The organism is Pseudomonas sp. MG-9 (assembly GCF_018729515.1).
GTDB lineage: Bacteria > Pseudomonadota > Gammaproteobacteria > Pseudomonadales > Pseudomonadaceae > Aquipseudomonas > Aquipseudomonas serboccidentalis.
In genome coordinates this window covers 211,437-223,222 of the sequence record NZ_JAHHZH010000008.1, presented here as the reverse complement: position 1 = coordinate 223,222, position 11,786 = coordinate 211,437, and the positions used below count along the sequence as shown (strand labels likewise).

The 11,786-nt window shown below is 60.8% G+C and carries 14 protein-coding genes; 11 read left to right on the top strand and 3 right to left on the bottom strand.

The features are described from left to right. Positions 1-27 precede the first annotated feature (27 nt). Positions 28-483 carry a MaoC family dehydratase gene (locus KKQ10_RS21435; protein ID WP_003228575.1) on the bottom strand — a complete coding sequence of 152 codons (456 nt, stop codon included), beginning with the start codon at positions 481-483 and terminating at the stop codon, positions 28-30. 180 nt (positions 484-663) lie between these two features. On the opposite strand from KKQ10_RS21435, the gene KKQ10_RS21430 reads away from it, so the two are divergent. From KKQ10_RS21430 to KKQ10_RS21410, 5 genes are all read left to right on the top strand, one after another. Further along, on the top strand, positions 664-1,026 hold the full coding sequence (locus KKQ10_RS21430; protein ID WP_095139173.1) for a CidA/LrgA family protein: 363 nt from the start codon (positions 664-666) through the stop codon (positions 1,024-1,026). After that, on the top strand, positions 1,026-1,742 hold the full coding sequence (locus KKQ10_RS21425) for an LrgB family protein (RefSeq protein WP_127651210.1): 717 nt from the start codon (positions 1,026-1,028) through the stop codon (positions 1,740-1,742). Before KKQ10_RS21430 ends, KKQ10_RS21425 begins: the two co-directional genes overlap by 1 nt. A 10-nt stretch (positions 1,743-1,752) precedes the next feature. Continuing rightward, on the top strand, positions 1,753-2,343 hold the full coding sequence (locus tag KKQ10_RS21420; RefSeq protein WP_127651209.1) for an LON peptidase substrate-binding domain-containing protein: 591 nt from the start codon (positions 1,753-1,755) through the stop codon (positions 2,341-2,343). Between the two features lie 114 nt (positions 2,344-2,457). Continuing rightward, entirely contained in the window at positions 2,458-2,691 is a 234-nt protein-coding gene (locus KKQ10_RS21415; RefSeq protein WP_215502219.1) for a hypothetical protein, read from the top strand. 68 nt (positions 2,692-2,759) lie between these two features. After that, on the top strand, positions 2,760-3,332 hold the full coding sequence (locus KKQ10_RS21410) for a hypothetical protein (protein WP_215502218.1): 573 nt from the start codon (positions 2,760-2,762) through the stop codon (positions 3,330-3,332). Positions 3,333-3,387: 55 nt separating this feature from the next. Here KKQ10_RS21410 and KKQ10_RS21405 read toward each other — a convergent pair whose 3' ends face one another. Beyond that, positions 3,388-4,704 (bottom strand): bifunctional DedA family/phosphatase PAP2 family protein, encoded by a 1,317-nt coding sequence (locus tag KKQ10_RS21405; protein ID WP_215502217.1) that lies wholly within the window; start codon positions 4,702-4,704, stop codon positions 3,388-3,390. A gap of 133 nt (positions 4,705-4,837) precedes the next feature. After that, entirely contained in the window at positions 4,838-5,557 is a 720-nt protein-coding gene (locus KKQ10_RS21400; protein ID WP_215502216.1) for a DNA-3-methyladenine glycosylase, read from the bottom strand. A gap of 177 nt (positions 5,558-5,734) precedes the next feature. On the opposite strand from KKQ10_RS21400, the gene KKQ10_RS21395 reads away from it, so the two are divergent. From KKQ10_RS21395 to rodA, 6 genes are all read left to right on the top strand, one after another. Beyond that, positions 5,735-7,006: a glutamate-5-semialdehyde dehydrogenase gene (locus tag KKQ10_RS21395; RefSeq protein ID WP_215502215.1), complete on the top strand. Its 1,272-nt coding sequence runs from the start codon at positions 5,735-5,737 to the stop codon at positions 7,004-7,006. A gap of 28 nt (positions 7,007-7,034) precedes the next feature. Continuing rightward, entirely contained in the window at positions 7,035-7,697 is a 663-nt protein-coding gene (nadD, locus tag KKQ10_RS21390; protein ID WP_425518809.1) for a nicotinate-nucleotide adenylyltransferase, read from the top strand. Positions 7,698-7,769: 72 nt separating this feature from the next. Continuing rightward, on the top strand, positions 7,770-8,264 hold the full coding sequence (gene rsfS / locus KKQ10_RS21385; protein WP_007960601.1) for a ribosome silencing factor: 495 nt from the start codon (positions 7,770-7,772) through the stop codon (positions 8,262-8,264). A 9-nt stretch (positions 8,265-8,273) separates the two neighbouring features. Then, on the top strand, positions 8,274-8,741 hold the full coding sequence (gene rlmH, locus KKQ10_RS21380) for a 23S rRNA (pseudouridine(1915)-N(3))-methyltransferase RlmH (RefSeq protein ID WP_003185785.1): 468 nt from the start codon (positions 8,274-8,276) through the stop codon (positions 8,739-8,741). Positions 8,742-8,751: 10 nt separating this feature from the next. Then, entirely contained in the window at positions 8,752-10,647 is a 1,896-nt protein-coding gene (gene mrdA, locus KKQ10_RS21375) for a penicillin-binding protein 2 (RefSeq protein ID WP_127651202.1), read from the top strand. Positions 10,648-10,678: 31 nt separating this feature from the next. Beyond that, on the top strand, positions 10,679-11,782 hold the full coding sequence (gene rodA, locus KKQ10_RS21370) for a rod shape-determining protein RodA (RefSeq protein WP_164747885.1): 1,104 nt from the start codon (positions 10,679-10,681) through the stop codon (positions 11,780-11,782). The last annotated feature ends 4 nt before the right edge of the window (positions 11,783-11,786 follow it).

Here is an 11,786-nt window from a genome sequence, read left to right as displayed (position 1 = left end):
AGCGTGCGCTGTTTCGCATCCGGTGACTCAAACGAAGCAGAGCGACAGCGGCTCGGCGATGTAGGCCGGTTTGTCCGAGCCCTCTATCTCAAGCGTGGCGGTGGCCTTGAGCAGCCATTGACCGGGTTTCTTCTCGGTCACTTCGGCCAGATCGACCTTCAGGCGAACTTTTGAATTGACCTTCACTGGCTGGATGAAACGCACACTGTCCAGACCGTAGTTGACCACCATCTTCAGGCCTTGCGGCAGCACGAGGATGTCTTCCATCAGTTTGGGGATCAGCGACAGCGACAGGAAACCGTGGGCAATGGTGCTGCCAAATGGCGTTTGCGCGGCTTTGACCGGATCGACATGGATGAACTGATAATCCCCGGTGGCTTCGGCGAACAGGTTGATGCGCTCCTGATCGATGGTGAGCCATTCGGAACGTCCGAGTTCCTTGCCGACATAATCTTTGAGCTCTGCAACGGGAACATAGGGCATTGAGACTCTCCTTGGGTTCATCGGTTTTATAGTTTTTCAGGTGGGGGATTTGACCGCCCTGCGAACCACTGTAGATCAACATGGCGATTTGCTCCGGTCAACCGACCATGCTTTTGGCGAATGCCGATCCATAGCGCTGCCGTGCTTATAATGCCGATGACTTGCGGGGGGAGATGTCTGATGTTGTTACGTGGCCTGACCATGCTGGTGCTGTTCCAACTGCTCGGCACGGCGCTCAACCATTTGCTGTTGCCGGTGCTGCCGGGGCCGATCATCGGCCTGCTGCTGTTGCTGGTGTTCCTGATCATTCGCGGTGAAGTCGGCGAGCCGCTGAACCTGGCGGCCGGCAGCCTGCTGCGTTATCTGCCGTTGCTGCTGGTGCCGCCGGCGGTGGGCGTGATGGTTTATGCGAGCGACATTGCCGCCGATTTCTGGGCGATTGTCGGCGCACTGGTGCTGTCGCTGATCCTGTCGATGGCCTTCGCCGGGGTGCTGATGCAGCGCCTGGTCAAGCGACACGCGCCGCACTCGGAGGAGTCCTGATGCTCTTCGATTGGCAAGGCGCCTGGGTCTCGGTGATCCATCACCCGCTGTTCGGCATCGGCATCACCCTGGGTGCCTATCAACTGGTGCTGGCGGCGTTCGAGAAAACCCGCTGGATCTTTCTGCAACCGGTTCTGGTCTCCATGCTGTTGGTGATCGGTGTGCTGGTCGGCTGCGGCCTGACCTACGCCGAGTACCGCAAGAGCACCGAGATCCTCAGCATTTTGCTGGGCCCGGCGACAGTGGCGCTGGCAGTGCCGCTGTATCTCAACCTCAAACGCATCCGCCAATTGTTCTGGCCGATTTTTACTACGCTGGTGATAGGCGGGGTGGTCGCCACGGGCATGGGTGTGTTGCTGGGCTGGTGGTTTGGCGCCGAGCACATGATTCTGATGACCATGGCGCCGAAGTCGGTGACCTCGCCGATTGCGATGCTGGTGGCCGAACAGATCGGTGGAGTCGCGGCGCTGGCGGCGGTGTTCGTGTTGATCACCGGGGTGATCGGCGCGATCTTCGGCCCGGCGTTGCTGACCCGCCTCGGCGTGCACAGCCCGGAGGCGCGTGGCATGGCGTTGGGCATGACCGCGCACGCGGTCGGCACCTCGGTGGCCTTGCAGGAAAGTGATGAATGCGGCGCCTTTGCGGCGCTGGCGATGAGTTTGATGGGCGTGGCCACGGCGGTATTCCTGCCGTTGGCGGTGTCGATGGTGGTCTAAGGAAATGTCTATGAGTCTGCCGCTTTTCCCGCTGAACACGGTGCTGTTTCCCGGCTGCAACCTCGACTTGCAGATCTTCGAGGCGCGTTACCTGGACATGATTGGTCGCTGTATGAAACAGGGTGGCGGCTTCGGCGTGGTGTGCATTCTCGACGGTCACGAAGTTGGCGTCGCACCACAAGGTTTTGCTCTGGTCGGCTGTGAAGCGCGGATCACCGATTTCCAGCAGCAGGACAATGGCCTGCTGGGGATTCGCGTGCAGGGCGGGCGGCGTTTCCATGTGCTGCGCACTGAAGTGCAGCGCGATCAACTGATCCTCGCCGACGTCGAATGGCTCGACGATGAGCCGGAACAACCGTTGCAGGATGAAGACGCCGATCTGGTGGCGCTGCTCAGGGCTCTGGCCGAGCACCCGATGGTCGAGGCGTTGAACATGGGCAACGAAGCGCTGGGGCAGCAGTCGCTGGCCAATCAGTTGGCGTATCTGCTGCCGTTCGCCGAAGAAGACAAGATTGACCTGCTGCAACTCGACGATCCGCAGCAGCGGCTGGATGCGATCCAGGCGCTGCTCGATGAGTTGCAGGGCGAGTTGTTCGCGTAGTTGCACTCTGAATTAACTCGTGGCCTCTGCCAGTATTGTTTTGCTTTCGTCTTTGCCTTACTTTTTATTCATCAACAGGAAGTTGGTGGTCTTAATAATTGTAAGGATGAAGTCATGACTGTTTACGAGGACGAATGGGCGTTTTGGGATGACATAGCGGGAAAGTATATTTTCAAACACGCAGATACCGATCGCAACGTTACAAACGTTATTGAGGCGGCCGGTGTTTACGCTGACCTGATGGTCATCGCTCGTCGCAAAAGAAGGGCAGCTAAAATCCCTGAAGGCGATATGCCGAGAGTTTCAATGACAGCGGCCAGTTTTATGGCAGCCGGCGCATCCAGGTAAACCCAATATTTTAATAAAGACCCACGATTGTCGTGGATAGACAGTCTGGCGTCTGTGTGAGTGTTTTTATGTCTCTAATAAATATCAATAACAATTCATTTACAGTAAATCTTTATGTCGACGGCCTGCCGGTAGTGCTTAGTCAGCAGCGCCTGAAGCAGCGTCTGCGCGATTCGCGGATCATCAGGCGCGAGCGGCTGGAGGTCGAAGCCGCTCTTGCCAGTCGCGAGGGTTCGGACTTTCTTACATTGGCTGATCATGAAGATGACAAACCGCTGTTGCTCAGGTTTACACCCCAAGGTGACAAGTATGTCATTCAGACGATTTTAAAAGGTGATTATGATCAGGGGTACTTGGCAATCAGTCAGTCTGCTCGCCATGTTTTTGTCGGTGATGTTGCTCAGGGTAGTCAATTCACGTTGGTGAAACATGATGTAGAGAATGCCCGGTTCAGCGATCTGGATAAAGGCCCCTGTCATGTTGCTCTCGCGGCTAAGGGGCGTAACGCGATATACCTGGCCAGTGAAAATGGTAGACGCTACTTCAAGGATGTTGATCCCAATATGAGTCAGCATGATGCGTTCAATAACACGCCGGTTACGTTTATTCTGAAAGTTATCGACAGACCCGAAGAAGGATGATGAGCGCCAACCGAATTAATCCGGCAATCTCGGCCGCGCTTCATCAACGTTGTCATCAATAGGCGTAACGCAACATCGTGTGCGGCAAATGGCGCAGGACGAACAGGCTGAACAACACCAGCAGCGCCGGCAGAATCAGCCACCAGACTTTGAACGGCATCGGGTTGAGCGGCGTCTGGCGCTGACTCAGCCACAGGCCTGCTGCACACACGCACGCCGCGAGCATCGCGCCCGCCAGGATATCCGTCGGCCAGTGCGCGCCCAGATACACCCGCGACAAGGCAATCGACAGCGCCGGTATACAGCCGAGCAGCAGCCAGGTCAGGCGCATGCGCGGCGGTTGGCCGCGCCCGGCGAGGACCGCGAGCACCAGAAACAGCGCGAACGAACCCGAGGCATGGCCGCTGGGCATGCTGTAACTGGTCAGCGGATCGGTCAGCACTTCCGGGCGTACCCGGGCGAAAAACTGTTTGGTGCCCGTGTTGAGCAGCGCCGTGCACAGTAGCGTACCGCCGGCAAAGATTGCCTGGCGCCATTGCCGGCACAGCAGCAACAGACCGGTGAGCAGGGCGCTGAACATCAGCATGTTGTGGAATTCACCGATCAGGGTGAGCGTCACCGCGATTTCATCCAGCATCGGCTGACGATGTTCCTGTACCAATGTCATGACACCCTGATCGAGGGCGCTCAGATACGGATAGCCAACGAACAGCCCGATCAGAATCAACAGGCTCATGCTGCTGATCCAGACGGTCGCCCGGCGATGCTGGCGCAAGCTGCTGTTGACGCTCAGGCCGACCATCACCGCGATACTGGCGGCGACGATGCCGGCCTGCAGCCAGAAACCTTCCGGCAGCGGCAAGCGGATCGCCGCGCCAGTGGCCCAGCCCGGCAGCAGGTAGGCGACGCTCCAGCCGGCCGCGGCCAGCAGGCTGACGGCGGCAAAGCGCGGGAAGGGCATGTCGCACATGCCGGCGACCATCGGCAGCATCGGCCGCAACGGGCCGATAAAACGCCCGACCAGCAGGCTGGCGATGCCGTAACGCTGGAAGTAGGTTTCTGCACCGGCCATCCACTCCGCATGGTGGCGTAGCCCCGGCAGGCGGCGGATGTTCTGGTGGAAATGCCGGCCGAGGAAGTACGAAATCATGTCGCCCAGAATCCCGCCGAGAAAGCCCAGCAGCAGGGTCTCGCTCAACGACAGCGCGCCACTGCCAGCCAATACGGCGACAGCAAACAGCAACACCGTGCCCGGCACGATCAGCCCGGCAATCGCCAGGCACTCCACGCAGGCGACGATAAACACCGCTGCGGCCAGCCACTGCGGATTGGCGGCAAGCCACCCGGTCACGCTATCGAGCCATGGGCCCATACAAACAACTCCATCAAATCTTCAATTGATCCTTGTAGGAGTGAGCCTGCTCGCGATGGCGCCCGGTCAGTCGATTTCTTCGTTGACTGATACACCGCTATCGCGAGCAGGCTCACTCCTACAGTGAGTTCCTTTACTTCAGACCTGCCTCTAACCCCGGCAGCAGGAAGTAATCGCGCCCTTCGACCTGACCCCGACGTAGCGGGTTCCGCGTGCACCATTGTGCGTAACTGGCGTCGACGAAACGGTACATCAGGTGTTCGTCGCGGCCATGGGGGATGCCCAGGCGGGTGGTTTGAATGATCTGCGCCGGCGCCGGCCCGGTGTCTTCCACCAGCAGCACTTCATGATCGAAACGCTTGGCGTCCCACACCGGCACCTTCAATCCCAGTGCCTTGCACAGCAATGTCTGGCCGGCGCACAGCTTTTGCGAAGGCCGTGGGCGCCCCTGAGCATCAGGGTTGTTCAGCAGCATTTGCGCCAGGCTCGCCGGCCCGCTGATTTCATCGACCCACGGGTAGGCGGATTTGATCAGCACCGCGTTGCCCGGCCCTTGGGCACTGAAGTTCAGCGAATCACCGCCGCGGGCGTAATACATATAGATGTGCCCGCCATCCAGAAACAAGGCCTTACGCTTTTCCGTGTAGCCGAGGGACGCATGACTGCCTTTTTCCGCGCAGTAATAGGCTTCGGTCTCGATGATCCGGGCGCTGAGCCACAAATCGCCGACCCGGTGGCGGATGACTTTGCCGAGCAGGTCGCGGGCCAGCAGCTGCGCGTCACGGTCGAAAAAAGCGTCCGGAAGGCCCAGAGGCAGGCGCTCGGCGGTGGCGCGAACGGTCAGGTTGGACATGGCAAACGGTGTTTATCCAGGCGAAGGAGGTCGTGATGATAACAATCCGAGGCTTAATTACGGCTGAACGTCGGCAAATTGCAGTCCATTTCGACCATCCGCCTGTCACCGCTGTTAGTCCCGGGACGCGACAGCTATAATCTGCCGCTTTCCTCTTTGCCAAGACCCCAGCAGACCATGACTGAGTCCGTTCTTGACTACATGACCCGATTGGGTCGCGCCGCCCGCGAAGCTTCCCGGGTCATCGGCCGTGCCAGCACCGCGCAGAAAAACCGCGCCCTGCAGGCTGCTGCCAATGCCCTGGACGCGGCACGCGCCGAGCTGGCCGCCGCCAATGAACAGGACCTGGCTGCCGGCCGCGCCAATGGCCTGGAGCCGGCACTGCTGGAGCGTCTGGAACTGACCCCGGTGCGCATCGACGGCATGATCGTCGGCTTGCGCCAGGTCGCAGCATTGCCGGATCCGGTCGGTGCGATCCGCGACATGAGCTTTCGCCCGTCCGGCATTCAGGTCGGCAAGATGCGCGTGCCGCTGGGCGTGATCGGGATCATCTACGAATCCCGTCCCAACGTGACCATCGATGCCGCCAGCCTGTGCCTGAAGTCGGGCAACGCGACCATCCTGCGAGGTGGCTCCGAAGCGATTCATTCCAACCGGGCGATTGCCGCGTGCATCCAGCGCGGTCTGGCCGAGGCCGAATTGCCGGCAGCGGTGGTGCAAGTGGTCGAAACCACCGACCGTGCCGCCGTTGGCGCGATGATCACCATGCCCGAGTACGTCGACGTGATCGTGCCGCGCGGTGGCCGAGGCCTGATCGAGCGCATCAGCCGCGATGCCCGCGTGCCGGTGATCAAGCACCTGGACGGCATCTGCCACGTCTATGTCAGTGCCCACGCCGATCTGGCGAAAGCCCAGCGCATCGCCTTCAATGCCAAGACCTACCGTTATGGCATCTGTGGTGCGATGGAGACCTTGCTCGTCGATCAAAGTGTTGCGAAGGATTTCCTGCCGGCGATGGCTGCCCAGTTCCGCGAAAAAGGCGTCGAGCTGCGTGGCTGCGAGCGCACCCGGGCGATCATTGGCGCCGTGGCGGCCAGCGAAGACGACTGGAACACCGAGTATCTGGCGCCGATCCTGTCGATTCGTGTGGTCGACGGGTTGGACCAGGCCATCGAACATATCAACCATTACGGCTCGCACCACACCGACTCGATCATCAGCGAAAACCTCGCGGACACCCGTCGTTTCGTGGCCGAAGTCGATTCGGCGTCGGTGATGATCAACACTCCGACCTGCTTTGCCGATGGGTTCGAATACGGATTGGGTGCCGAGATCGGCATTTCTACTGATAAGCTGCACGCCCGCGGCCCGGTGGGCCTCGAAGGACTGACCTGCGAGAAGTACATCGTGGTCGGTGACGGCCAGTTGCGCGGCCAGGCGACGGTCTGACTTGACCGACCTCGACCTGACAGCGCCGCTGCCTGACAGCGAACTCCGACCCCGGCGCATCGGCGTACTGGGCGGCACGTTCGATCCGGTGCACATCGGCCATTTGCGCGGTGCGCTGGAAGTGGCCGAAGCGCTGCTGCTCGACGAGTTGCGCATGATGCCCAGCGCCCGGCCGCCGCATCGCGATACGCCACAGGTGTCGGCGCAGGATCGGCTGGCAATGGTCGAATGCGCGGTGGCCGGAGTGCCGCCGCTGGTGGTGGACGCCCGCGAATTGCAGCGGGACAAACCGTCCTACACCATCGATACCCTGGAGTTGATGCGTGCCGAAATGGCCGCTGAGACCCAGGTTTTTCTGCTTTTGGGCTGGGACGCATTTTGCGGCCTGCCCACTTGGCACCGCTGGGAAGAGTTGCTCCAGCATTGCCACATCCTGGTGCTACAGCGCCCGGACGCCGACAGCGAACCGCCGGATGCCTTGCGCAACCTGCTGGCAGCGCGTTCGGTGAGCGACCCGCTGGCCCTGAAAGGGCCGAGCGGACAGATTGCATTCGTCTGGCAGACACCGCTCGCGGTTTCCGCCACCCAGATCCGTCAACTGCTGGCCAGCGGTAAGTCGGTACGTTTCCTGGTGCCCGACGCGGTCCTGGCCTACATCGATGCGCACGGTCTGTACCGTGCGTCGAACTGAACAAGGCGTGCTTCACTGATACGAATCCACGTATCGCCAAGCCGCCGAATACATGAGCAAAACGAGTTTTATATGACCGACAAAGATGTAAGCAAAGTTAAGCGCAAAGGCACGTTCAAGAGCGCGCCGCTGCCGGAAGTCGCCAACACCAACGAGCCGCTCAAGGGCGACGAGCTGGTCAAGGTTGCCGTGGCAGCCCTGGAAGACGTCAAGGCACAAGACATCCAGATCATCGATGTTCGCGACAAGCAGAGCATCACCGACTACATGATCATCGCCACCGGTACTTCCAATCGCCAGATCAACGCGATGCTGGACAAGGTCCGCGAAGAAGTCAAAAAGCAGGGCGCCAAGCCGCTGGGCGAAGAAGGCAAGGGCGACAGCGACTGGGTTCTGCTGGACCTGGATCTGGTGATCGTGCACATGATGACCGCCTCGGCACGTCAGTTCTACGACCTGGAACGCCTGTGGGCCGGTGCCGAGCAAAGCCGTGCGGCAGATGCCAAGCACCACAGCCCGGAAAACACCCACGAGCATTTCACCAAGCTCAACAAAGACCAGCTGTAAGGGATTGCTGTGCGACTGCGACTGATCGCCGTCGGTTCACGCATGCCCAAGTGGGTGGAAGAAGGCTGGCATGAATATGCCAAGCGTCTTCCGTCCGAGCTGGCGCTGGAACTGGTGGAAATTCCGCTCAATACCCGTGGCAAGAACGCCGACGTGGCCCGTTTCATCCGCCAGGAAGGCGAAGCCATGCTGGCCAAGGTCGGGCCGAACGAGCGGATCGTCACGCTGGAAGTCCACGGCAAGCCCTGGAGCACCGAGCAACTGGCGGTCGAACTTGACCGTTGGCGGCTGGATTCGCGCACGGTCAATTTCATGGTCGGCGGCCCCGAAGGGCTGGCGCCGGAAGTCTGCGCCCGCGCCGATCAGCGCTGGTCGTTGTCGCCGCTGACCTTGCCGCACCCGCTGGTGCGGATCCTGATCGGCGAACAGCTGTACCGTGCCTGGACCGTGCTGTCCGGTCACCCTTACCACAAGTAGTCCTGCCCTCATGTCTCAGCCGATCCGCATCAAGGACCACGAAAAGGACGCCCGCCTGGTGCGTAGCCGCGTCGTGTTCGGGGCCATTGCGGTCATGCTGTTGATCGGCGTGCTGATTGCGCGGCTGTACTACTTGCAGGTGATCCAGTACGAGTACCACTCGACGCTCTCGGAAAACAACCGCGTTCATGTGCAGCCGATTCCGCCGACCCGTGGGCTGATCTTCGACCGCAACGGCGTGGTGGTGGCGGACAACCGCCCCAGCTTCAGCCTGAGCATGACCCGCGAGCGCTCCGGCGACTGGCAGCAAGTGCTCGACGTGATCGTCGAAGTGCTGCAGTTGACGCCCGAGGACCGGGTGATCTTCGAAAAACGCATGCGTCAGGGGCGCCGGCCGTTCGAGCCAGTGCCGATCCTGTTCGAGCTGACCGAAGAGCAGATCGCCCGGATCGCGGTGAACCAGTTCCGCCTCCCGGGCGTGGAAGTGGTCGCGCAGCTGGTACGCCACTACCCGCAGGGCGCGCATTTTGCGCACTCGGTGGGTTACATGGGGCGGATCAACGAGAAAGAGCTCAAGACCCTCGACCCGGTCAACTACAGCGGCACCCATCACATCGGCAAAACTGGCATCGAGCGTTTCTACGAGCCGGAACTGCACGGGCAGGTGGGTTACGAGGAAGTCGAGACCAACGCCCGGGGCCGCGTATTGCGCGTACTCAAGCGCACTGATCCGATTCCCGGCAAGGACATCGTCCTGAGTCTGGACATCAAACTGCAGGAGGCGGCGGAAGCTGCGCTGGGCGGGCGGCGTGGCGCGGTGGTGGCGCTCGATCCGAACACCGGCGAAGTGCTGGCGATGGTCAGTCAGCCGAGTTTCGACCCGAACCTGTTCGTCACCGGCATCAGCTTCAAGGCGTATGCCGAGCTGCGCGATTCCATCGACCGGCCACTGTTCAACCGGGTGCTGCGCGGTCTGTATCCGCCGGGTTCGACGATCAAGCCGGCGGTGGCGATTGCCGGCCTCGATGCCGGTGTGGTGACAGCGTCGAGCCGGGTGTTCGACCCCGGTTACTACATGCTGCCCAACTACGATCACAAGTACCGCAACTGGAACCGCACCGGTGACGGCTTCGTCGACCTCGACACAGCGATCATGCGTTCCAACGACACCTACTTCTATGACCTGGCGCACAAGCTGGGCATCGATCGGCTGTCGGCCTACATGAACAAGTTCGGCATCGGCCAGAAGGTCTCGCTGGACATGTTCGAAGAATCCCCCGGCCTGATGCCGTCCCGCGAATGGAAGCGGGCAACCCGCAAGCAGGCGTGGTTCCCGGGCGAAACCCTGATTCTGGGGATCGGCCAGGGCTACATGCAGTCCACGCCGTTGCAGCTGGCGCAGGCCACGGCGCTGGTGGCCAACAAAGGCATCTGGAACCGGCCGCACCTGGCCAAGACCATCGAAGGCGTCAAGCCTGTGGATGAGAACCCGATGCCGGACATCGTCCTGCGCGATCCGTCGGACTGGACCAAGGTCAACCACGGCATGCAGCAGGTGATGCACGGCGCCCGGGGGACCGCGCGCAAAGCAGCGATCGGGGCGCAATACCGGATCGCCGGCAAGTCGGGTACGGCCCAGGTAGTGGCAATCAAGCAAGGTGAGAAGTACGACCGCTCCAAGGTTCAGGAGCGCCACCGCGACCACGCCTTGTTCGTCGGATTTGCCCCGGCCGACAACCCGAAAATCGTCGTCTCGGTGATGGTCGAGAACGGTGAGTCCGGCTCCGGTGTCGCCGCGCCAGTGGTGCGTCAGGTCATGGATGCCTGGCTTCTGGACCAGGATGGTCGGTTGAAGGCCGAATACGCCGGTCCTATCAATGCGGAGGCTACGGCCCGTGAAGAATAATTTCGATCGCATGCTCTCCAGTGAGGATGTGATGCGTCGCCGTGCGACGCTGCTGCAACGTCTGCATATCGATGGCCCCTTGTTGATCCTGCTGCTGATTCTCGCCGCAGGCAGCCTGTTCGTGCTGTATTCGGCCAGCGGCAAGAGCTGGGACCTGCTGGGCAAACAGGCGACTTCGTTCGGCATCGGCCTGGTGTCGATGATCGTCATCGCGCAATTCGAACCGCGGTTCATGGCGCGTTGGGTGCCGCTCGGTTATGTGATCGGGGTGGTGTTGCTGATGGTGGTGGACATCATGGGCCACAACGCCATGGGCGCCACGCGCTGGATCAACATCCCCGGGGTGATCCGCTTTCAGCCTTCGGAGTTCATGAAGATCCTGATGCCGGCGACGATTGCCTGGTATCTGTCCAAGCGCACGCTGCCGCCGCAGCTCAAGCACGTCGGTATCAGCCTGATGCTGATCGGCGTGCCGTTCATACTCATTGTGCGTCAGCCCGACCTCGGCACCTCGCTGCTGATTCTGGCCGGCGGCGCCTTCGTGCTGTTCATGGGCGGGCTGCGCTGGCGCTGGATCCTCAGCGTGCTGGCCGCCGCGGTACCCGTGGCGATCGCCATGTGGTTCTTCATCATGCACGACTACCAGAAGCAGAGGATCCTGACGTTCCTCGACCCGGAAAGCGACCCGCTCGGCACCGGCTGGAACATCATTCAATCAAAAGCCGCCATCGGCTCCGGCGGCGTATTCGGCAAGGGCTGGCTGCTGGGCACCCAGTCGCACCTGGACTTTTTGCCGGAAAGCCACACCGACTTCATCATCGCCGTACTCGGCGAAGAGTTCGGTCTGGTGGGCATCTGCGCGCTGTTGCTGATCTATTTGCTGTTGATCGGTCGCGGCCTGGTGATTACCGCCCAGGCGCAGACACTGTTCGGCAAATTGCTCGCCGGCGCGTTGACCATGACGTTTTTTGTTTATGTTTTCGTCAACATCGGTATGGTCAGTGGCCTGTTGCCGGTGGTGGGTGTGCCGTTGCCCTTCATTAGCTACGGAGGAACTTCGCTGGTGACACTGCTGTCAGCGTTTGGGGTTTTGATGTCGATTCATACGCATCGCAAGTGGATCGCACAGGTTTGAATAA